This is a genomic window from Roseococcus microcysteis (genome assembly GCF_014764365.1).
Lineage (GTDB): Bacteria > Pseudomonadota > Alphaproteobacteria > Acetobacterales > Acetobacteraceae > Roseococcus > Roseococcus microcysteis.
This window is the reverse complement of sequence record NZ_CP061718.1, coordinates 2,466,848-2,488,324: the sequence shown is the minus strand read 5'-3', so window position 1 is coordinate 2,488,324 and position 21,477 is coordinate 2,466,848. Positions and strand designations below refer to the sequence as shown.

Below are 21,477 nucleotides of genomic sequence, written 5' to 3'. Positions count from 1 at the left end.
GTCAGCGGGCGGTGGCGGCCAGCCAGCCGCCGCCCGCCACCAGCAGCAGCGCGATGCCCAGCGCGGGGGTGAGGGCACCTTCGCCCGCCGCGGCCAGCAGCAAGGTGGATGCCACGGGCACCGCATAGGCCAGCGTGCCCAGCAGCCGCGGGTCGCCGCGCTTCATCCCCGCATCCCAGAGGAAGAAGGCCAGGCCCACCGGCCCCAGCCCCAGCAGCAGCGCGGCCAGGGCCTGGGGGGCATCGGGCCAGACCGTCGCCTCGAAGCCCAGATGCGCCAGCGCCGCCAGCAGCGCCGCGCCGCCGCAGAACCCGGCCACCGCCTCGGTCGGCACGGAGGCGAGGCGCTGGGCCGTCACCGAATACAGCGCCCAGACCACCGCGCAGCCGATGGCGCAGAGGAAGCCCAGCCACACACTGGCCGGGGCGCCGGCCGAAAACCCCGCACCCCCGCCCAGCAGCAGCGCGCAGCCCGCGAAGCCGAGCGCGACCCCCAGCAGCCGCCTAGCCCCCAGAGGCAGCCCCAGGATGGGCGCCGAGAACAGCACGATCAGCAGCGGCCAGAGGTAGTTCAGCAAATTGGCCTCGATGGCCGGCGCCAGGGCCAGGGCCGCGAAATACAGCGCGTGGTAGCCGAACAGCCCCCCCACCCCATGCGCCCAGGCGATGGGGCTCTGGCGCAGCGCCGAAAGCCGCCCGCGTGCCGCCACCACGGCGATGCCCGCCATGGCGGCCACCGCGAAGCTCATGGCCGTGAGTTGCAAGGGCGGAATGCCGGCCGCAAGCCTGGAGAGCAGCCCCAGGAAGGCCCAGAGCGCCAGCGCGCCCACCCCCAGCAGCGTGGCGTTCATGGTGTCTCTCTGGTTTGGCCCGCCACTGCCTGCCAACCCGGCGTACCGGAGATGTCCGGCCCTTCGGCGGGCCGTATCAGACGGCGGCGCCCGGCAGGGGGTGGTAGGGCAGGGGCGCGAAGCGGGTGGGGTAGAAATCCATCTTTCCCCAGACGCCGCCGGTCACATAGGGGTCCTCGGCCCAGAAGGCGCGGGCCTCGGCCACGCTGGCGTGGCGGGTGATGGCGATGCTGCCCACCATCTCGCCCTTCGCGTCCAGCAGCGCGCCGCCGCAGGCCAGGGTGCCGTCCTCGGCGAAACCGCGCACGCGGTCGAAATGGCCGGGGCGGGCCGCGGCGCGGCGGGGGGCGGCGCCCTCCTGGTCCTCGGCCACCAGCACGCAATGGGTCATGGCGCTGGGCATGGGGCCGGAGGGCAAGGGCTGGTAGGGCAGGGGGGCGATGCGGAAGGGCCGCATCTGGTAGGAGAGCCAGACCCCGTCGCGCGCGAAGGGTTCCTCCGCCAGGTATTCGCGGGTGCCAAGCTCATCCTCCCCGCCCAGGATCATGACGGAGCCGGCGACGCTGCCATCCTCGCGGAACAGCGGCACGGCGAGGTTGAGACGCCCCGCCTCCGCCCAGCGGGAGATCACCTTCAGGTGGCGGTCGCGCGCGGCGGCGCGGCGGGCGGGGGAATCGGCGTCCTCGCCGTCCCAGCCCAGGATCACATGGCCCATCGCACGCCCTCCGTTACCGCCGCAGCTCCATCTGGATCGGCCCCTCGCGCTCGCCATTGGCGAACTGGTCCACCATGGCGTTGCCCGTGTGGCCCAGCGCCTCGGCATGGCCCGCCCAGACGATGCGGCCCTTGTGGATCATGGCCGCATGGTCGCCGATCCGGCGCGCGCTGGCCATGTCATGCGTGATGGAAAAGGCGGTGGCGCCCAGCTTCTCCACGCAATCCACGATCAGCCCGTCAATCACCGCGCCCATGATGGGGTCGAGGCCGGTGGTGGGCTCGTCGAAGAAGATGATGTCGGGCTTGGAGGCGATGGCGCGCGCCAGGGCCACGCGCTTCTGCATGCCGCCCGAGAGCTCGGAGGGCGAGAGATCCCCCACGCTGGCCGCCAGCCCCACCTGCGCCAGCACCTCGGCCGCGCGGTCGCGCGCGGCGCGGCGGGTGATGCGGTTCTGCGCCAGCAGCTTGAAGCAGACGTTTTCCCAGACGGGCAGGCTGTCGAACAGCGCGCCGTTCTGGAACAGCATCCCCGTGCGGTCGAGCAGTTCGGCGCGGTCGCGGCGGGAGAGGCGCGTCACGTCGCGCCCGTCAATCTCCACCACGCCGTCATCGGGCGGGATCAGCCCCAGGATGCACTTGATGGTGACGGACTTGCCCGAGCCCGAGCCGCCCAGCAGCACCATGGAATGCCGGGCCTCGACATCGAGGTCCACGCCGTCCAGCACCACCTTCTCGCCGAAGGACTTCCTGAGGCCCCGCAGCCGGATCTTGAGGTTCGCGCTCACCGGGAGAAGAACGCCTCGGTCAGCACATAGTCGAAGGCCAGGATCAGGATGGAGGCCGCCACCACCGCCTTGGTGGTCGCCTTGCCCACGCCCTGCGCGCCGCCCTGGCTCTGGTAGCCGAACCAGCACCCCATCAGCGTGATGAGGAAGCCGAAGACGGCGGCCTTGATCAGCCCGCTGCCCACATCCATCACCTCCAGCACGTCCCAGCTGCTGGTCAGGTAGCTTTGCGGCGCGAAGCCGAGCTTGGTGGTGGCGACCAGGAAGCCGCCCATCACGCCCAGTATGTCGGCCACCAGCACCAGCAGCGGCATGGCGAGCGTGCCGGCCAGCAGGCGCGGGGCCACCAGGTATTTCATGGGCTCGGTCGAGAGGGTCCGCAGCGCGTCGATCTGGTCGGTGACGCGCATGGTGCCGATCTCGGCCGCCATCGCCGCGCCCACGCGCCCGGCCACGATCAGCCCGGTGATGACAGGCCCCAATTCGCGCGTGACCGAGAGCACGACCACCGAGGCCACGGCACTTTCCGCGTTGAAGCGGGCGAAGCCGGTGTAGGTCTGCAGCGCCAGCACCATGCCGGTGAACAGCGCCGTCAGCGCCACCACGGGCAGGGAGAAATAGCCGATCTCGACGAAATGCCGCAGGAATTGCCGCGGCCCATAGGGCGGGCGGAACAGCTGGGCCAGGGCGTTGGCGGCGAAGAGCACCAGCGCGCCCACCTGCGCGCTGGCGCCCATCACGGCGCGGCCGAGCCCGGCCACGATGTCGAGGGGTGCGGTCATGCGGGCAGGTAACGCCGTGCGTAGCGCGCGCCAAGCGAGGTCAGCACCTCATAGCCGATGGTGCCGGCGAGTGCGGCCACCGCATCGGCATCCTGCGCGGGGCCCAGCACCTCGACCGTCTCGCCCACGCGCGCCGCGGGGATATCGGTCACGTCATAGGTGGTGAGGTCCATGGAGACGCGGCCCACCAGCGGCGCGCGCCGTCCATGCAGCAGCCCGAAGCCCTGGCCCGACTGCGCGCGCAACCACCCATCGGCATAGCCGAGCGCCACGGTGGCGATGCGGGTGGGGCGCGGGGCCGTCCAGCCGGCGCCATAGCCCACCGTGGCCCCCGCGGGGATGTCGCGCAGCTGCAAGATGGGTACCTCCAGCCGAACAACGGCTTCCATGGGGTTCGGCTGCCCAGGGATAGGGTTGATGCCATAGAGGGCGCAACCCGGCCGTGCCAGGTCGCTGACGAATTGCGCCCCCAGGAAGAGGCCGGAGGAATTGGCCAGGCTGCGGGGCAGGGTCGGCAGCCGGGCGCAGGCGGTGGCGAAGCGCTGGGCCTGCAACCCATTGAGAGGATGGGAGGCTTCGTCCGCGCAGGCCAGGTGCGTCATGACATAGCGCAGGCGGACAGCGGCCAGCGGCGTGGGGTCGGCGGCCAGCGCGTCCAGCTCCGACGCATCGAGGCCGAGGCGCGACATGCCTGTATCCAAGTGCAACAGGCCTTCCCCGCCCGCATGGGCGCGCAGGTCGGCCAGGCTGTTCAGCACGGGCGTGAGGCGCGGATGGGCGCCGGGGGCGAAGCCGTTCAGCACCGCCACCATGGGGCCAGGGCCGATGGCATCGCGCACCGCCTCGCCCTCGGCGGGGTGGGCCACGAAGAAATGCGCGCAGCCGGCGGCGTGCAGGGCCTGGGCCACGGGCACGGCGCCCAGCCCATAGCCATCGGCCTTCACCACGGCGGCGACGGCGCCGGGGGCGTGGCGTTCGCACAGGCGGCGCCAGTTCCGCACCACCGCGCCGAGTTCCACCGTCAGCAGGCCTTGTTCCATCAGTCCCCGTATTGCGGCGCATGCACCGTGTCGAGGTCCCCGAAGCGGGTGAATTCCGGCTCGAAGAAGAGCGGGATGGTGCCGGTGGGCCCGTGGCGCTGCTTGGCCAGGATGAGGTCGGCGCGGTTGTGGGCGCGTTCCATGTCGGCCTGCCAGCGTTCCATGGCCTGCTGGAACTTCCCCTCATCCGGGAAGGCCGCGATCTTGGGCTCGCGCTGCTTCAGGTAGTAGTCGTCGCGATAGACGAACATCACGGCATCCGCGTCCTGCTCGATCGAGCCGGATTCACGGAGGTCCGACAGCATGGGCCGCTTGTCCTCGCGCTGCTCCACCGCGCGCGAGAGCTGGGAAAGCGCCATGACCGGCACCGCCAGCTCCTTCGCGATGGCCTTCAGCCCCTGGGTGATCATGGAGATTTCCAGCACGCGCGATTCCGGCCGCGTGCCCACGGAAGGCCGCATGAGCTGGAGATAGTCCACCACCACCATCTTCAGCCCCCGCGTGCGCGCGATGCGCCGGCAGCGCGTCCGCAGCGCCGAGAGCGTGATGGCCGGCGTGTCGTCGATCATGATGGGCAGCGTGGCCAGCTCCCGGCTGACCGCGACGAAATTGTCGAACTCCCGCTGGCTGATCTCGCCGCGGCGGATGCGGTCGCCGGGGATGCGGCTCGCTTCGGAGAGAAGGCGGTTGGCCAGCTGGTCCGCGCTCATTTCCAGCGAGAAGATGACGACGGCCGGCACCTTGGCGCCTGTCGTCTCGGCCAGCACCGCCTTGGCCGCGCCGAAGGCGATCTTGGTGGCCAGCGCGGTCTTGCCCATGCCGGGGCGTCCCGCCAGCACCAGCAAATCCGAAGGGTGGAGCCCACCCGTCTTGGCGTCGAAGTCCCGCAGGCCGCTCGGCAGGCCCGAGACGCCGCCACCGCGCTGCATGGCGGCGTTGGCGGTCTCGATCGCGTGCGCCATGGCGCGTTCGAAGCTGATGGCGCCGCCTTCGGTCGCCTTCTCGGTGGCGAGTTCGAAGAGGCGCTGTTCCGCGGCCTCGATCTGGTCCTTGCCGGGGAGGTCCTCGTCGGGGTCGGTGCCGAAGGCGCGGTTCACCACCTGTTCGCCCAGGTCCACGAGTTCGCGCCGCAGCCAGCAATCATGGATCAGCCGGCCATATTCGCCCGCGTTGACGATGCCGACCATGGCCGAGAGCAGCTGCGCCAGGTAGGCCGGGCCACCCACCTCCGCCAGTTCGCCCGAATGCTCGAAGACATTGCGCAGCGTCACCGCATCGGCCAGCTGCCCGTTCTCCACGCGCCTGGCGATGGCGGCGTAGATGCGGCCATGCACGGCGTCGGCGAAATGCGCGGGCTCCAGGAATTCCGCGACGCGCTCATAGGCCTTGTTGTTGGCCAGCAGAGCGCCCAGCAGCGCCTGCTCGGCCTCCAGGTTGGCCGGGGGCAGGCGGACACCCATGCCGAAGCCGCCCGCGTCTTGGGGCGCTGATCCACGCGGAGGAATATTGTTCATGCGTGCCAAGGGTATCCTCTTCCGCCCGAGTCCCGCATCTGTGGACAGCTGTGGATAACGGGGATCAATCCCGCCGCCATGTCACCACCGCCAGCAGCGCGGCGGCGCACATCGCCGCCATGGCCATGAAAACCAGGCCGCCCAGCGCCGCGAAAACCTGCCCGGACAGCCACATGACCAGCCCCATGGTGGCGCTGACCCCCGCGGCGAGCAGACTCTGCGCGCGGCCCATCAACTCCGCCGGCAGGCGGATCATGGCGCGCATGGCGGCCAGGTGCATCACGCCGAAGGTGGCGGCGTGCAGGGTTTGCAGCAGCAGCAGGGCGATGGGGTCGGCCGTCAGCGCCGTCAGCCCCCAGCGCAGCACCCCCGCCCCGGCGGCGATGGCCACCAGGGCGCGCAGCCCCAGAAGGTCCACGATGCGGCCGCCGCGCAGGAACAGCAGCACCTCCGCCACCACGCCCACGCCCCACAGCACCCCGATGAAGCCCGCCGAAAGCCCCATGGCCTGCCAATGCAACGTCGAGAAGCCGTAATAGGCCGCGTGGCTCGCCTGGATCAGGGCCGAGACCAGCAGCACGCGCCGGAACAGGGGTTCACGCAGCGGCGCCCAGAGCCCGCCGCGGGGCCCCGCCCGCCGCGGCCCCGGCGGCGGCAGGGCGAGGGCGGAGAGCGCCGTCAGCACCATCGCGCCGGCCAGAATCCAGGCCACCGCGCGTGGCCCGGCCCATTCCGTCGCCTGCCCCGCCGCCACCGCGCCCAGGATGAAGGTGATGGAACCCCAGGCCCGCACCCGCGCATAGTCGAAGCCCCCCGCCCGCACCGCCCCGGCCGCCTGGCTGTCCGAGAGGGGAATGATGGGCGCGGCCGCCGCGCTGTGCAGGATCTGCACCGCCAGCAGCAGCACGAAGCCGGCCAACAGCCCGAACCCCACCGCCGCCAGCGCCGCCAGCAGGCAGGTCAGCGCCAGCAGGCGGCGCATATCCGCCACCTGGTCCGCCAGCCGCCCCGAGAGCGGGCCGGCCACCAGCCGCACCATGGCTCCCGCCGCCAGCACGGTGCCGATCTGCTCCGGCGTCAGCCCGCCATCCGTCAGGATGGCCGGCAGGAAGGGCAGCATGGCGCCAAAGCCCAGGAACTGGGCGCCGAAAAGGAGCGCGAAGCGCCTGGGGGCAGCAACTTTTAATTGACCTGTTGGCGCCCGCCCCTTCAGCATCATTCGCACAAAGCTCTTTCTCCGATGGCCGATGGCCGATGGTCCTGGCGGTCATTTCGCCGGCGCTCAGCTTGCTCATGCCCGCAACGCCCGCGGCGCGAAAGGAGGCGAAGGATGCCTGCCACGCACCTGATCAAAGATGACCCTGGGGGGCAAGGGATGGCTTCCGGTTGGAGGAGGTTGTGCCTCCGCCCGCGAACATGCCGCCCGGCATCCTCGGGCGCGCGACGGAGCTGGCGCGCTTCATCACGTCGCAGCTCGGTGAACTCGCGGCGCGCACCGACAACACCGCCGCCGGGGAACGCAGGCTGCTGCGTGAGATCGCCGAGATCGGGCTGGCGGACGAGCACCCGGCACCCCAGCAAGGCCTCTCACTCTTCGCCGCGACCTTCAACGCGCCTTATGTGACGCCTCTGGGCGACGACGACATCGTCGTGAAGGTGCCGCGGACCGCCGGGCCGGAGCAGCTTGATTTCCAGTTCCGGCTCACCGCCGCGATGCGTCTGGTCCGCAAGCTGCACACGCCACGGCCTCCGCGGGGCCCGCGCCCCTGGGAGTGGCTGGCCAGCCTCCCAGCGAGGCTGCATCGCGCGCTGGCGCCCGGCGCCCCGACGGAAAGCCCGGCCCGGGACCAGGACCCTGGCGCGGCCGAGGCGGATGCCGTGCGCGCCGAGAGCCTGCGCGTGGTGCGCGACCAGATCCTGCGCGCGGGCCGCATCGCCTTTCCGGACCATGGTGACACACGCGAACCGCGCGTGGACCTGGCCGGGCGCCTCCTGGACCAGGCGTTGACGGATGCGGCCGACGACCATGGTCCGGCCGCCCGCCGTGCCTATCTGGCCGATCTCGCCGAGGCCTACATCATCACCGCGCTCTGCTTCGCCATTGCCGCCTTTCTGTTCTTCCTGTTCTGGGATTTGGTCTTCGGGTTTGGCGAGAGGTACACGCGGCCGCTGCACATGACCGTCTCCTTCTTTTCCATCTCCATCGCATCCCTGTTCCTGGGCGCCTGGCTTTCGGCCGCCGAGCGGTTGCGTGCGCGGAATGTCGTGACCCTGGAGAGCATTTTCGCCGAGACCTTCGACACCTGGGTTCGGGCGGCGATCCTGCTGGGGCTGGGCATGCTCGTCATCCTGCTGTTGCACAAGGGCGTCGTGATCGTGTCCTTCGGCACGTCGGATGGCAGCCTCTCCACGTCGAAGGTGCTCGCCAACCTCCCCGCGGCCGTGCTGGTGGGCGCGCTGCTCGGCATCAGCGAGCGCCTGTTGCCCGAGGTGCTGTTCTCCCGCTCGCGCGAATTGGTGGGCAAGCTCGGGCCTGGGGCGCCGCCCGCCGCTGGCGGAGCGAACACCGGGGCCGGGTCGGAAAATCCACCCCCCTCCGGCGGCGCGCGGACCGCGGATGGCAAGGGCAATGGCGCGCCGGCGGGCAAGCCCCAACCGCGGGAGGGGCGGGAACAGGGCGCCGGCAAGGAGGAAGGCAAGAAGGCCGAGCGGCCATCGGATCAGGGCGGCGGTCCCCGCGCCCCGGCACAACCGCCCGGCCCCGCCCCGAACCGCCCCGGCGAGACGGGCGGCTGATCGGCCGGCTTCCGGCACTCCCCGGGCGGCTCCGCATTGCAATCACCGCCGCATGCGCCATAACGACCGGGATAGCGTCCGGAACCATGGCTCACATGTTCGATCCCCGCGTGAAAGCGATCCTCGGCCCCACCAACACGGGCAAGACGCATCTGGCCATGGAGCGTCTGCTTGCCCACGCCTCGGGCATCATCGGCTTCCCGCTGCGCCTGCTGGCGCGCGAGAACTATGACCGCATGGTGGCCGCCAAGGGCGAGAAGCACGTCGCCCTCATCACCGGCGAGGAAAAGATCATCCCGCCCGAGGCCAAGTGGTTCGCCTGCACGGTGGAGGCCATGCCGCTGGACCGCCGCGCGGAATTCCTGGCGGTGGACGAGATCCAGCTCTGCGCCGACCCGGACCGCGGGCACATCTTCACCGACCGGCTGCTGCACGCGCGCGGCCTGGTGGAAACCATGTTCATGGGCGCGGAGACCATCCGCCCCCTGCTGCAACGCCTCGTCCCGCAGGTGGAGATCGAGACGCGGCCGCGCCTGTCGCAGCTGACCCACACCGGACCCGCGAAGCTGACCAAGCTGCCGCCGCGCAGCGCCGTCGTCGCCTTCAGCGCAGCCGAGGTCTATGCCATCGCGGAGGCCATCCGCCGCCGGCGCGGCGGCTGCGCCGTGGTGATGGGCCGCCTGTCCCCGCGCACCCGCAACGCCCAGGTCAAGATGTACCAGGACCGCGAGGTGGACTTCCTGGTGGCGACGGACGCCATCGGCATGGGGCTGAACATGGATGTGGACCATGTGGCCTTCGCCAATCTGCAAAAGTTCGACGGCCACGCGCCCCGGATGCTGACGCCGCAGGAGGCCGCGCAGATCGCCGGCCGCGCGGGCCGCGGCATGCGCGACGGCAGCTTCGGCGTGACGGGCGAATGCCCGCCGCTGCCGGAGGAGATGATCGAGAAGATCGAGAACCACAATTTCGAGCCGTTGCAGGCGCTGGCCTGGCGCAACAGCAATCTCGACTTCACCAGCCTGGACGGGCTGCTGGACAGCCTGGGCGCCCCCCCGCCCCAGCCCGGCCTGACCAAGGGCAACGACGCGACCGACCACATCACGCTGAACCATCTGGCGCGTGAGGCCGAGATTCGTCGCCTCGCCTCCTCCCGCACGCGCATCGCGCTGCTGTGGGAGACCTGCCAGGTGCCCGATTTCCGCAAGCTGGCGGATGACAGCCACACGCGCCTCTGCGCCCGCATCTTCACCCATCTGGTGGAGGATGGCGCGCTGCCGTCGGACTGGATCGCGTCGCAGATCGCCGCCTGCCGCAACATCGAGGGCGACCTCGACACGCTGATGGCCCGCCTCTCGCACATCCGCGTCTGGGCCTATGTCGCCGCCCGCGCCGACTGGGTGCGCGACGCCGCCGCCCAGCAGGAGGCCGCCCGCGCCGCCGAGGACCTGGTCAGCGACGCCCTGCACGAGCGCCTGACCGCCCGCTTCGTGGACCGCCGCGCCGCCCACCTGATCCGCCGCCTGGACGACACGGCCGAGGACGTGCTCAGCGCCGTCAACCGCCAGGGCGAGGTGGTGGTGGAAGGCCACAAGGTCGGCCGCATCCAGGGCTTCGACTTCATCCCCGAACAAGGCGAGGGGGGCGAGGAGGAGAAGAAGCTCGTCCTCCGCGCCGCCCGCCGCGCGCTGGCGCAGGAGATGCCGCGCCGCCTGGCCGCGCTGGAAGTGGCCAAGCCCGAGGCCTTCGCCCTGACCCCCGAGCACCGCGTCACCTGGGACGGCGCCGAGATCGCGCGCCTCAAGATGGGCAGCGAGCCGGGCAAGCCGCTGATCGAGGTGAACGCCTCCGAATACCTGGACGGCGCGCAGCGGGAGCGGGTGCGGGTCAAGCTCGCGGCCTTCATCGAGGGCGTGCTGGCCAAGGACCTCGCGGCGCTGACCACGGTGGAGACCAAGGCCGCCGAGGACAACACGCTGCGCGGCCCCGCCTTCCAGCTGCGCGAGACGCTGGGCCTCAAGCCCGGCGACACGCGGAACAACATCGGGCAGGAGGTGCGGGCCAAGCTCAAGGCCATCGGCATCCGTGCCGGGCGCTTCGCCCTCTATGTGCCGGAGGCGCTGAAGCCGCGCCCCATGGGGCTGCGCGCGCAGCTCTGGGCGCTGAGCCATGACATCCCGACGCCGCCGCTGCCCGCGCCGGGCCTCGTCTCTATTCCGGCGGATGGCGTGATGGCGTTGCAATGGCCGCCCGGCTTCGCCGAGATCATGGGCTGGGTGCCGGCCGGCCCGGTGCTGGTGCGCCTGGATGTGGCGGAGCGCGTGGCCGCCGAACTCGGCTACCTGACGCGCCGCGCCCCCGCCCCCCTGCCGCCCGAGACTTTGGGTCGCTTCGGCATCCGCGGCGAGATGCTTGGCCCCGTATTGGCGGGCTTGGGTTTCCGCCTGATCGAGAGCGTGCCGCTGGAGGAAGGGGTGGAAGGCCCGCCCGCGCCCACCATGGTCGCCTGGGCGCGGCCCGAGCGCCCGCCCCGGCGCGAGGGCAACCGTGGCCGCCCGGACCAGCGCGGCCGCGGCCCGCGCCGCGACGGTGCGCCGGCCGGCGAGGGCGCCCCCGCCGCCGAGGGCGAGGCCCCGCGCCCCGCCCGCCAGCGCCGCGAATTCCCCAAGGGTCCGCGCGGCCCGCGCCCCGAGGGTGGCGAAGCGCCCCGCCCCGAGGGCCAGCGTCCCGAAGGCCAACGCCCAGAGGGGCAAAGGCAGGACGGCCCGCGCGGCGACCGCCGCCCCGACCGGCCCCGCCACGAAGGCCAGCGCCATGACGGCCCCCGGAAGGACGGCCCGCGCCCCGACCGCCCCCGCCGCGACGGCCCCCGCGCGACCGGGACCGCGGCCCGGGCGGCCCCGAGACGCGGACCTTCTTCGAGGACCGCCCCGCCGCCAAGGCCGAGGACAGCCCCTTCGCCGCCCTGCTGAAGCTCAAGCTGAAGTAGTCCATGGCCGAAGGTGGCGCGCCCTTCCTGCGGCTCGACACCTGGCTCTGGCATGCGCGGCTGGCCAAGACCAAGGGGGAATGCGCCCGGCTGATCGAGGGGGGCGGCTTCCGCCTCAACCGCCAGCCGGTGACCAAGGCCCATGCGCGCATCCGCCAGGGCGATGTGCTGACCTATCTCTGGCGGGAGGAGGTGCGGGTCTGGCGCGTCCTGGCGCTGGGCGAAAGGCGCGGCCCGCCGGCCGAGGCCCGCACCCTCTACGAGGATGTCGCGCAAGCGGAACAATGACGCGCGAAGCCTTGCCAGACCGCGCGCCAGGGTCCAATTCTGCGCGTCATCCGACCCGCCGGGAGTGCCTTCGTGACCTATGTCGTCACCGAGAATTGCATCAAGTGCAAGTACATGGACTGCGTGGAAGTCTGTCCGGTGGACTGCTTCTATGTCGGCGAGAACATGCTGGTGATCCATCCGGACGAATGCATTGATTGCGGCGTCTGCGAACCGGAATGCCCGGCCGAGGCCATCCTGCCCGACAGCGACGACAAGGCGACGGCCTGGGTCGAGATCAACCGCAACTTCGCGCAATCCTGGCCAAACATCACCCGCAAGGGCGAGGCGCCGGAAGACGCGGATGAGTGGAAGGACAAGCCCGGCAAGAAGGAACTGCTGAGCCCCAATCCGGGCAAGCCGTAGCCGGCGCGGCCTTCACGGCACGAAAAAGGGGCGGGGCGCGCGAGCACCCCGCCCCTTTTCGCGTTCCCCGCCTTTACTGGCGGGGCTGGGCCGGCGGCGCGGGTTGCGCCGGCTGGGCCGGTTGCGCGGGCTGGGCCGGCTGGGCGTTGCGGCGGGCCTGTTCCAGCTCGTTGCGGGCCGTGGCCAGCGCCTGCTCGGCCTGGGCGGCGCGCTGCGTGGCCTGCGCGGCGGCCTGCTGCTGTTCCGTGGCCTGGGCGCGGGCGGCCGTCAGCTCGCGCTGGGCGGTGGCGAGGGCCTGTTCGGCCTGGGTGGCGCGCTGGGTCGCCTGGGTGGCGGCCTGCTGCCGCTCCGTCGCCTGGGTGCGGAGGGTGGCCAGCTCGCGCTGGGTGGCCTCGGCGCGGGTGGTGGCTTCGGTGGCGGCCTGACGGGCCTGCGTCGTCTCGGCGCGGGCCGCGGCGAGTGCCTGCTCGGCCTGGGTGGCGGCCTGCTGGCGCTCCGTCGCCTGGGTGCGGAGGGTGGCCAGCTCACGCTGGGTGGCCTCGGCGCGGGCGCTGGCCTCGGTGGCGGCCTGGCGGGCCTGCGTGGTCTCGGCGCGGGCGGCGGCGAGGGCCTGCTCGGCCTGGGTGGCGCGCTGGTTGGCCTCGGCCAGGGCGGCGGCCTGACGCGTCAGCTCATCGCGGATGGCCGCGCCCTCGAAGCGCGCCATGTCGAGGTCGGTGCGAAGCGCATCGGCCTCGGCGCGGGCGGCTTCGGCCTGGGCCTGGGCGGCGTCCAGCGCCGCGCGCGACTCGGCCTGCGCGCGGGCCGGGGCGGTGGCGGCCAGGCTGCCCGGCGCGGCGCGAAGCTGCGTCGCGGTCATGTTGCATTCGCGTGCCCGGCGGTCATCGGCCAGGAAGAGGCCGCCCGACAGGTCGAAGCGGCGTTCGGAAGCGGCATCGCCGGCCAGGCGCGTGCTCCAGCGCGCATTGCCGAGTTCGCTGGCCACCGTCACTTCCATGCGGTTGCCGGAAACCTGGCCCGTCCAGCTGTCGGTCTGCGTGCCGGAGGCGCCGCGGATGCGCCGCACATGGTTGAAGGCGCCGTTGGCCAGGCTGGCCTCGAAGCGCTGCACATAGCCCGCCTGGCCGGACAGCAGGTTGGGCCCGCAGGTCATCTCGAAGCGCCAACGCCCGTCATAGTCGCCCTGGCCTTGCGCCAGCGCGGGCGCCGCCGCCCAGCCGAAGGCCGTGACACATGCCGCGAGCGCGAATGCGCCCTTCCTCGATCCCGTCATCCCAGAGCCCCTTTTGTCGCTCCGCCCGGCCCGCGGGCGATTCGCAACAGGGAAGCAGGCTTCGCGGGCTTCGTCCATGTGGGTTCAGCGCGGGTTCACGCGGCTGTCCCAGGGCGCGGGGCGGAATTCCGGGTCAATGCGGCAGGGGCCGGTGAAGCGCGCGCTCAGCGCCTCGCAGCGCGCCTGCACCGCCGCCGCGTCGGGCCGCGCGCCGCCGCCGGCCCATTCCGCCAGCGCGGCCAGTGCGGCGGGGTAGAGCGGGCTCGACATCTTGGAATGCGCGGCCTCGTTCACGAAGACCTGCACGAGGCGCGCGGAATTGCCCGCCGCCTCCACCGTGGCGGCGAAGGCCGACTGGTGCTCCACATAGGCCACCGCGTCGCGGATGCCGTGCAGCGTCAGCACCGGGATCTCGAAACGGCCCGTCAGATCGGCATCGGCGGCCAGGATGGCGGCGGCCTCCGGGTCGGGCGTGATGCGCGGGATGCGCGCGTTCAGCCCCTCGTCATCCGAGGTGCCGCGATAGCGCACGCCGGCATTGCCGAAGGCGTTGCGCCCGCCCGTGAGGTTCTGGGCGATGTCGCGGAAGGTGAAGGTGGCCCAGGCGAAATGGCCGGGCATGGCGGCCTCCGGAATGCCGGTGGCGGCCACCAGGTCGGCCGCCGCGCGGGCCTGCGCCTCGGTGCGGGTGGGGGCGCCGATGCCGGTGCAGTCGGTCAGCCGGGACAGCACCTCGGCCCGCGTCATGCTCGCACCCGGGGGCAGGCCGAGGGTGAGGGTGTATTGCGCCTCCTCCGGCCGGGGGTGGGTGCCGCAGATGGCCTGGAAGGCCGCGCGCAGATCCACCCGCATGTCATAGGCCCGCGTCCCGCCCGCCAGCACGCCCGAGGTCAGCAGCGCCGCGTCATAGGGGCGGCGTCCGTCGGGGCCGGGGGCGTTGTGCCGTTCGATCAGGGCGGCGGTGATGTTGGCACCCCAGGACTGCCCATGCGCGATGGTGACGCGGGGCTGGCCGAAGGCCGCGACATAGAGGCGGCGGGCATTCTCGGTGTCCTCCGCGCCCATGGCGACGCCGAAGCCCGGGCGGCGGCGGGAGGTGGAAACCCAGGACCAGCCCTCGGCCAGGAATTCGCTGAAGCGGCGGATATCCTCGTCCGTGGTCTCGGGCCGGATCGGCGCGAGGCGCGGCCCGCCATAGGTGTGGACCACCAGCCCGCCATGCGCCTGCGCCGGCCGCGCGATCAGCACATGGGCGCCGTTCGCGTCCTGGGCGCGGTGGCAGGTGACGCCCTCGGGCAGGCCGGTCGGGCAGGGGGCGGGGCTGGCGGCGAGGGCGGGCAGTCCGGCGATGGCGAGACACAGGGTGAGTGCGGCGCGGCGCATGGAGTCCTCCGGTTCGGGCCGGGAGGGTGCGGTGCGACGCGACGCATCGCAAGGGGATGGCCCCTCTTGCGGCCTCGTCGCGCAGATGTAACGTTATGACATAACATGACCCAGCGCCGAACCCTCCTCGCCCTCCCCTTCCTCGCCCTCGCTGCCAGGGGCGCCGCGGCCCAGGCCCCGCCCCTGGTGGGCGCCTCCTTCTCCATCCTGGGCGACCTGGTGCGCCAGGTGGCGGGCGATCGCGTCACCCTGCGCGTCACGGCCGGGCCGGGGGTGGATGCCCATCATTTCGAGCCCCGCCCGAGCGACGCCCTGGCCCTGCGCGGCGCCGCGCTGCTGGTCCGCAACGGGCTGGGCTTCGACCCCTGGTTCGACCGGCTCGCCCGCGCCGCGGCGGAAGGCCCGCCCGTGCCGGTGGTGACGGCGACCGAGGGCATCACGCCGCGCGGCATGGAGGCGCATCACGACCACGACCATGGCGGCGCGGGGCGGCGCACGCAGCACAGCGTGGGCCCGCGCCGCGTGGCCGACCCCCATGCCTGGCAGGACGTGGCCCTGGCCCAGCACTATGTCCGCAACATCACCGAGGGCCTCGCGCGGGTGCAGCCCGGCGCGGCCGAGGCGCACCGCGCCGCCGCCGCCGCCTATCTCCAGCGGCTGCAGGCGCTGGATTCCTGGATCCGCGCGCAGCTCGCCACCGTGCCGGCCGAACGGCGCAAGGTGCTGACCACCCATGACGCCTTCGGCTATTTCGGCGCCGCCTATGGCGTGACCTTCCTGGCCGCCCAGGGCGTCAGCGCGGAGGCCGAGCCCTCCGCCGCCGCCATCGCGCGCCTGATACGGCAGGTCCGCGCCGAGAACATCACCGCCGTCTTCCTGGAGGGCCAGGGCAACCAGTCGGCGCTGGAACGCCTGGCGCGCGAGGCGGGCGTGGCCCCCGCGGACGCCTCTACGCCGACGCCCTTTCCCCCGCGGACGGACCCGCCCCCAGCTATGAGGCCATGATGCGCCACAATGTCACCCAGATGGTCAACGCCATGCGGGGGGCCGCGTGATGCGCCGCCTCGCCCTGGGCTTGGCCGCCCTGCTCGGCCTCGCCACGCCGGCCGCCGCGCAGGACTACCGGGCCGTCGGCCCCTTCCCACAGATTTCGGGCGAGCTGGATGTGGGCTTGCTGACCCTGGCGCAGCCCCGCGCGCGGGACCGGACGGTGCGCGGCAGCAGCAGCTTCCTCTTTGGCGAGCTGGCGGCGGGGCTGCACCTGTCACCCACCCTCTCGCTGCAGGGCGTGCTGGCCTTCGACCCGGCCGGTGAGCAGCTGCCCAATGGCACCGACATCTTCCTGCGCCGCCAGGCCGCTTTCCTGGAGAGCCTGTTCCTCGACTGGCGCGCCCATGAGCGGCTGCGCTTGCAGGCCGGCAAGTTCAACGCGCCCTTCGGCTATGGCCACCACAGCTTCCCCGGCGCCTTTGCCCGCTTCCGCGCGCATGAGGCCTATCTGATCCGCGAATCGCTCGGCGTGGGCGCGACCTACACCTGGCTTTCCAATGCGCGCTTTGGCGAGCATGACATTTCCGCCGCGCTGTTCACGCTGGACACCAGCCCCTTCTCGAACACGCTGTTCACCCGGCGCCGCTGCTGCGAGGAGGGCTTCGAGCGCTACAGCCGCAATTCCCTGCGGCAGGGCGGCGCGGGCAACAATGGGCGGCTGACGAACTTCGCCATCGCCCTGGATGGCGACCGCATGCCCTTCCTGCCCAATTTCAGCTACCACGCGGCCATGGTCTCGCGCGGGGCGGGCAAGGATGGCGCGGCGCGCGAATGGGGCTACGCCCTGGGCGCCCGCTTCCGCGTGGAATGGACGCCGCAGGTGCGCACCCTGTTCTTTGGCGAGTTCGTCGAGTTCCGGAACGCCGGCGGCCGTCCCATCGAGGTGATTGACGAGGACGGCACCGAACTGGCCGTGCGCGAGCGCCGCCGCTTCGGCACGCTGGGCGCCCAGACCACCCATGGCGACTGGCGCGCCACCCTGGTGTGGCAGGTCGAGGAGCGGCGGCGCGAGGCCAACCGCGTGCCCACCCGCCGCTATCTGGAAGCGACGGTCGGCCGCGAGATCGGCTGGGGCTTCGGCGTGGACCTCGGCTACCAATACGCCGTGAACCCGGGCGAGGAACGCACCGGCAGCGCCCATGGCTTCGTCAGCCGGCTGGGCTTCACCCAGCGCTTCTGACGGGCTCCGAAGCCAGCTTCCGATAGCGCCGCGCGAGGTAGAGCACCTGCCCCTCGCGCAGCGCCTTCCGCAGCACCGAGCCCTGCATGCCCGTGAATTCCCGCAGCAAGGGCCGCAGCAGGCCATAGCGCGACACTTCGCGCGCCTTGGCCTCCTCCACCGCGTCCAAAGCGGCCAGGACCCCCGCGTTCAGCCGCGTCTCGGACAGGAGTTCCAGCGGCTGGGCGGCGAAGCTGGCGTCCAGCGCAGGCAGCATGGCGGGGCTTCGCATGTCCGCCCAGCACAGATGCCCGCCGGGGCGCAGCACCCGCGCGGCCTCGGCCACGAAGCGGTCCATGCTGCCGTAGCAATGGGAGCTTTCGATGTTCAGCAGGATGTCGAAGCTGGCATCGGGGAAGGGCAGGGCCTCGGCGTCGCCGATGCGGTAGTCGAGGTTGGGGGAAGGCGCGTTCAGCTTGCGCGCGCGGGACAGCGTGCCGGGCGAACGGTCCACCGCCACCATCGCTGCCGGCGTGAAGTGCCGCGCCACCCAGGCCGCACCGCCGCCATGGCCGCAGCCCACCTCCAGCACCCGCGCGCCCTCCACGTCCAGCCCCTCCAGCGCCTGGTGGTAGAGGCCGATGAAGGGGCGGTCGGCCTCATCCGCCGCGGCCAGGGGGAAGGGCGGGCCGTCCGGGACATGGCCGTAGTTCAGGAAGCGCCAGGGCTTCCGCCAGACCAGCGAGAGGAAGGTGTAGCCCCATTTCCAGGTGCGGCGCCTCAGGCCCGGGAAGGCCCCGCGCTCGGTCGCGCGCAGCATGTGATCGAGCGCGGCCATCGCCGTCAGGCGGCCGCCATCTCGGCATCCAGGGCGTTGCGCGCCTTGGCCACCAGCGCCGCGTCGCAGTCATTGCGGCCGAGATAGCCGGGGCGGAGATAGGCCAGCATGGTCGGCACCATCCGCCGCACCCAGCCCGGACTGAACAGGGCGGCGCGCCACAGCGCCCAGCCCGAGGGCCCGCCCGTGGCACGCAGGTTCCGCCGCGCCGAGATCATGGCGAGGCCCACCATGGCCGGCAGCATCATGCCCAGCGCCGCGCAGCGCAGGATGTAGCGCTTCCAGCCCGGCACGCCGGGGGTGACGGCGCGCAGCACGCGCAGGCCGACGGAGGAATGTTCCACCTCTTCCAGCGCGTGCCAGCGCCAGAGGCGGCGATAGGCGGGGTGGGCCTTGTCCATGATCTCCGGCCGCTCGATCACGATGCGGGAGAGGGCGTAGGTGACGTGCTCGATGGCGCAGGTGAGGTAGAGGCGGGCCAGCGGCGTGTCGAAGCGGGCGAAGAACCAGCGCACCGACTCTTCCTGCCGGTCCACATCATAGCCCAGGCCGCGGAGCGCGGCGTTGTAGCCCAGGTGTTCGCGCGTGTGGAACGCCTCCTGCGCGCAGAAATCCTGGATGTCCTGGCGCAGCTCGGGGTCCGTCACCTCGGGCAGGAAGGGCTTGAGGGCGCGGATGAAATAGCGCTCGCCCTCGGGCAGCATGACCGCGAAGGCATCCACCAGCGCGCTGCCCGCCTGGTCGCCGCCGAGCCAGCGCGGGTCCGGATGGTCCTTCACGCCGAAGCGGAGGTCGCGGGGGATGATCTCAGGGTCCGGCGTGGTCATCGGCGCTCCTTGAGGGGCCTGGGCGTCAGGCCCTTCCGTGACAATGCTTGTATTTCTTCCCCGAACCGCAAGGGCAGGGCGCGTTGCGCGGCGTGGCGCCCCATGTCGTGGGATCGTTCGCGTCCACGGCGGCGGGGCGGGCGGCTTCCGCCGTCGCGGCACCATAGGGGGCGGCGGGCGCGGCCTCGGCCATCTCGTAGTCGCCGCCCATGCCCTGCGGGGCGGGGTGGCGCATGTCCGTCACGCGCACGGGCTGGGGTTCGGGCGGGGGCGCGTCGGGGGCGAATTCCAGGCGCAGCAGCAGGGAGGTCACGCGCTCGCGCAGCTCCTCCAGCATGTTGTTGAACAGCGCGAAGGCCTCGCGCTTGTACTCGTTCAGCGGGTCGCGCTGGCCATAGGCGCGCAGGCCGATGCCCTGGCGCAAATGGTCGAGGCTCAGCAGGTGCTCCTTCCACACCTGGTCGAACAGCTGCAGCAGCAGCGACTTCTCGACCATCCGCATGAAGTCGGGGCCGAGGTTGGCGGCCTTGGCAGCGGCGGCCTGGTCGGCGGCGGCCTCGATGCGCTCGCGCACCTGGACCTCGTCAATGCCCTCCTCCTTGCCCCAGGTCTGCACAGGGAGGTCGAGGCCCAGCACGTCCTTCACGCGCTTTTCCAGCCCCTCCAGATCCCACTGCTCGGCATAGGCGTTCTCGGGGATGGCGCGGTGGACCATGTCGTGGATGGTCTCGCGCCGCATGTCCTCGACGGTCTCGCTGAGGTCCGCGGCCTCCATGTAGGCGCGGCGCTGGGCATAGACCTCGCGCCGCTGGTCGTTCATCACGTCGTCGTATTTCAGCAGGTTCTTGCGCGTGTCGAAGTTGCGCGCCTCGACCTTCTTCTGCGCCTTCTCCAGCGCCTTGTTGATCCAGGGGTGGACGATGGCCTCGCCTTCCTTGAGGCCGAGCTTCGTCAGCATCCCGCCCATGCGGTCGCTGCCGAAGATGCGCATCAGGTCGTCTTCCAGCGAGAGGAAGAAGCGGCTGCCGCCCGGGTCGCCCTGGCGGCCGGAGCGGCCGCGCAGCTGGTTGTCGATGCGGCGCGATTCATGCCGCTCGGTGCCGATGACGAAGAGGCCGCCAGCCGCCTTCACGATGGGCTGCGCGGCCTCCACCTCGGCCATGTGGCGGGCCAGCGCGGCCTCGTATTCGGGGCTGTCATTGTTGCCCACCTCGGCCTTGGCCAGCATGTCCGCATTGCCGCCGAGCTTGATGTCGGTGCCGCGGCCGGCCATGTTCGTCGCGATGGTGACGGCGCCGGGGCGGCCCGCCTGGGCGACGATGCCCGCCTCCTGTTCATGGTAGCGCGCGTTCAGCACATTGTGCGGGATGCCGGCCTTCTTCAGCAGCTCCGAGATCAGCTCGCTCTTCTCGATGCTGGTGGTGCCGACCAGGCAGGGCTGGTTGCGCGCGCGGCATTCGGCCACGAGGCGGATCACCGCCTCGTATTTCTCCATGGCGGTGCGATAGACCTCGTCATCCTCGTCCTTGCGCGCCACGGGCACGTTGGTCGGGACCTCGACGACTTCGAGCTTGTAGATCTCGGCGAACTCGTCGGCTTCCGTCGCCGCGGTTCCGGTCATGCCCGACAGCTTGGGATACAGACGAAAATAGTTCTGGAAGGTGATGGAGGCCAGCGTCTGGTTCTCGGGCTGGACCGTCACATTCTCCTTGGCTTCCAGCGCCTGGTGCAGCCCGTCGCTGTAGCGGCGGCCGTCCATCATGCGGCCGGTGAACTCGTCGATGATGATGATCTTGTCGTTGCGGACGACATATTCGACGTCGCGCTTGAACAGCACATGGGCGCGCAGCGACTGGTTGACGTGGTGCACGAGGCTGACATTCACCGCGTCATAGAGGTTGCCCTCGTTCAGCTCGCCGGCCTCGGCCAGCATGCGCTCGATGTCCTCGCCGCCCTTTTCCGTCATGTTGACGGTCCGCTGCTTCTCGTCCTTCTCGAAGCGCTCGGGGTCCTTCACGAACTCCGCCATCACCTTGTCCACGCGGCGATAGAGGTCGCTGGTGTCGTCGGTGGGGCCCGAGATGATGAGGGGCGTGCGCGCCTCATCCACCAGGATGCTGTCCACCTCGTCCACGATGGCATAGGCGAAGGGCCGCTGGACCATCTCGTCCAGGCGATACTTCATGTTGTCGCGGAGGTAGTCGAAGCCGAACTCGTTGTTCGTGCCGTAGGTGATGTCGCAGGCATAGGCCGCGCGGCGCTGGTCGTCGCTCAGGCCGTTGACGATGACGCCCGTGGTCAGCCCCAGGAAGCCGTAGAGCTGGCCCATCCAATCGCTGTCGCGCGTGGCCAGGTAGTCGTTCACGGTGACGACATGCACGCCCTTGCCGGGCAGCGCGTTCAGATAGACGGGCAGGGTGGCGACCAGCGTCTTGCCCTCGCCGGTCTTCATCTCGGCGATCTTGCCCTCGTGCAGGACCATGCCGCCGATCATCTGCACGTCGAAATGCCGCAGGCCGAGGCAGCGCTTGGACGCCTCGCGCACCGTGGCGAAGGCCTCTTCCAGAAGGTCGTCCAGCGTCGCGCCCTGCGCCAGCCGGGCGCGGAAATCGGCCGTCTTGCCCCGCAGCTCCTCGTCCGAGAGGGCGGCGAGCTTGGGCTCCCACGCTTGGATCGCGGCGATGCGCGACTGGTGGCGCTTCAGCGCGCGGTCATTCGCGGAGCCGAAGATGGAGCGGACGAGGCGGGCGAACATGGGTGGGGACAATTCTCCGAACGCGG

Annotated in this window: 18 protein-coding genes; 6 read left to right on the top strand and 12 right to left on the bottom strand. The window is 71.5% G+C overall.

Features of this window, described 5'->3' with window-relative positions:
• Position 1: 1 nt before the first annotated feature.
• The 7 genes from yddG to ICW72_RS12000 form a co-directional block, all read right to left on the bottom strand.
• Positions 2–850, bottom strand: coding sequence for an aromatic amino acid exporter YddG (gene yddG, locus ICW72_RS12030; RefSeq protein WP_191082924.1), 849 nt, complete (start codon positions 848–850; stop codon positions 2–4).
• Positions 851–926: 76 nt separating this feature from the next.
• Positions 927–1,565, bottom strand: coding sequence for a YciI family protein (locus tag ICW72_RS12025; RefSeq protein ID WP_191082923.1), 639 nt, complete (start codon positions 1,563–1,565; stop codon positions 927–929).
• A 13-nt stretch (positions 1,566–1,578) separates the two neighbouring features.
• On the bottom strand, positions 1,579–2,352 hold the full coding sequence (locus tag ICW72_RS12020; RefSeq protein WP_191082922.1) for an ABC transporter ATP-binding protein: 774 nt from the start codon (positions 2,350–2,352) through the stop codon (positions 1,579–1,581).
• Positions 2,349–3,134, bottom strand: a complete 786-nt coding sequence (locus tag ICW72_RS12015; RefSeq protein WP_191082921.1) for an MlaE family ABC transporter permease — start codon at positions 3,132–3,134, stop codon at positions 2,349–2,351. The genes ICW72_RS12020 and ICW72_RS12015 overlap by 4 nt, the downstream gene beginning before the upstream one ends.
• Entirely contained in the window at positions 3,131–4,174 is a 1,044-nt protein-coding gene (alr, locus tag ICW72_RS12010) for an alanine racemase (protein WP_191082920.1), read from the bottom strand. The genes ICW72_RS12015 and alr overlap by 4 nt, the downstream gene beginning before the upstream one ends.
• Positions 4,174–5,688, bottom strand: coding sequence for a replicative DNA helicase (locus tag ICW72_RS12005; RefSeq protein ID WP_191082919.1), 1,515 nt, complete (start codon positions 5,686–5,688; stop codon positions 4,174–4,176). Before ICW72_RS12005 ends, alr begins: the two co-directional genes overlap by 1 nt.
• Positions 5,689–5,752: 64 nt before the next feature.
• Positions 5,753–6,904, bottom strand: a complete 1,152-nt coding sequence (locus ICW72_RS12000; protein WP_223880972.1) for an MFS transporter — start codon at positions 6,902–6,904, stop codon at positions 5,753–5,755.
• A gap of 200 nt (positions 6,905–7,104) precedes the next feature.
• On the opposite strand from ICW72_RS12000, the gene ICW72_RS11995 reads away from it, so the two are divergent.
• The 4 genes from ICW72_RS11995 (at position 7,105) to fdxA (ending at position 12,166) form a co-directional block, all read left to right on the top strand.
• On the top strand, positions 7,105–8,484 hold the full coding sequence (locus ICW72_RS11995) for a TIGR04086 family membrane protein (protein ID WP_223880555.1): 1,380 nt from the start codon (positions 7,105–7,107) through the stop codon (positions 8,482–8,484).
• Positions 8,485–8,570: 86 nt separating this feature from the next.
• Entirely contained in the window at positions 8,571–11,456 is a 2,886-nt protein-coding gene (locus ICW72_RS11990; RefSeq protein ID WP_191082916.1) for a helicase-related protein, read from the top strand.
• 20 nt (positions 11,457–11,476) lie between these two features.
• A complete protein-coding gene (locus tag ICW72_RS11985; RefSeq protein WP_191082915.1) occupies positions 11,477–11,761 on the top strand; it encodes an RNA-binding S4 domain-containing protein in 285 nt (94 codons plus the stop codon).
• A gap of 72 nt (positions 11,762–11,833) precedes the next feature.
• Complete coding sequence (gene fdxA / locus ICW72_RS11980; RefSeq protein WP_191082914.1) at positions 11,834–12,166, top strand: ferredoxin FdxA; 333 nt, start codon at positions 11,834–11,836, stop codon at positions 12,164–12,166.
• A 73-nt stretch (positions 12,167–12,239) separates the two neighbouring features.
• Here fdxA and ICW72_RS11975 read toward each other — a convergent pair whose 3' ends face one another.
• Together ICW72_RS11975 and ICW72_RS11970 are read right to left on the bottom strand one after the other, a co-directional pair.
• Positions 12,240–13,439, bottom strand: a complete 1,200-nt coding sequence (locus ICW72_RS11975; protein WP_191082913.1) for a coiled-coil domain-containing protein — start codon at positions 13,437–13,439, stop codon at positions 12,240–12,242.
• 84 nt (positions 13,440–13,523) lie between these two features.
• Positions 13,524–14,822, bottom strand: coding sequence for a hypothetical protein (locus ICW72_RS11970; protein ID WP_191082912.1), 1,299 nt, complete (start codon positions 14,820–14,822; stop codon positions 13,524–13,526).
• A 105-nt stretch (positions 14,823–14,927) separates the two neighbouring features.
• Between ICW72_RS11970 and ICW72_RS11965 the strand changes: the two genes are divergently transcribed.
• Together ICW72_RS11965 and ICW72_RS11960 are read left to right on the top strand one after the other, a co-directional pair.
• Positions 14,928–15,827: a metal ABC transporter solute-binding protein, Zn/Mn family gene (locus ICW72_RS11965; RefSeq protein ID WP_223880554.1), complete on the top strand. Its 900-nt coding sequence runs from the start codon at positions 14,928–14,930 to the stop codon at positions 15,825–15,827.
• A gap of 49 nt (positions 15,828–15,876) precedes the next feature.
• Positions 15,877–17,052 carry a hypothetical protein gene (locus ICW72_RS11960; protein WP_191082911.1) on the top strand — a complete coding sequence of 392 codons (1,176 nt, stop codon included), beginning with the start codon at positions 15,877–15,879 and terminating at the stop codon, positions 17,050–17,052.
• On the opposite strand, the gene ICW72_RS11955 is transcribed toward ICW72_RS11960, so the two are convergent.
• Genes ICW72_RS11955 through secA form a run of 3 tightly spaced genes read right to left on the bottom strand, consistent with a single transcriptional unit; the run spans position 17,036 to position 21,451 of the window.
• Positions 17,036–17,869 (bottom strand): class I SAM-dependent methyltransferase, encoded by an 834-nt coding sequence (locus ICW72_RS11955; RefSeq protein ID WP_191082910.1) that lies wholly within the window; start codon positions 17,867–17,869, stop codon positions 17,036–17,038. The two genes, ICW72_RS11960 and ICW72_RS11955, sit on opposite strands and share 17 nt — an antisense overlap.
• 5 nt (positions 17,870–17,874) lie before the next feature.
• Positions 17,875–18,696, bottom strand: a complete 822-nt coding sequence (locus ICW72_RS11950) for a metal-dependent hydrolase (protein ID WP_191082909.1) — start codon at positions 18,694–18,696, stop codon at positions 17,875–17,877.
• 25 nt (positions 18,697–18,721) lie between these two features.
• The gene (secA, locus tag ICW72_RS11945) at positions 18,722–21,451 is read right to left on the bottom strand and encodes a preprotein translocase subunit SecA (protein ID WP_191082908.1); all 2,730 of its coding nucleotides are present in this window, start codon (positions 21,449–21,451) and stop codon (positions 18,722–18,724) included.
• Positions 21,452–21,477: the final 26 nt, after the last annotated feature.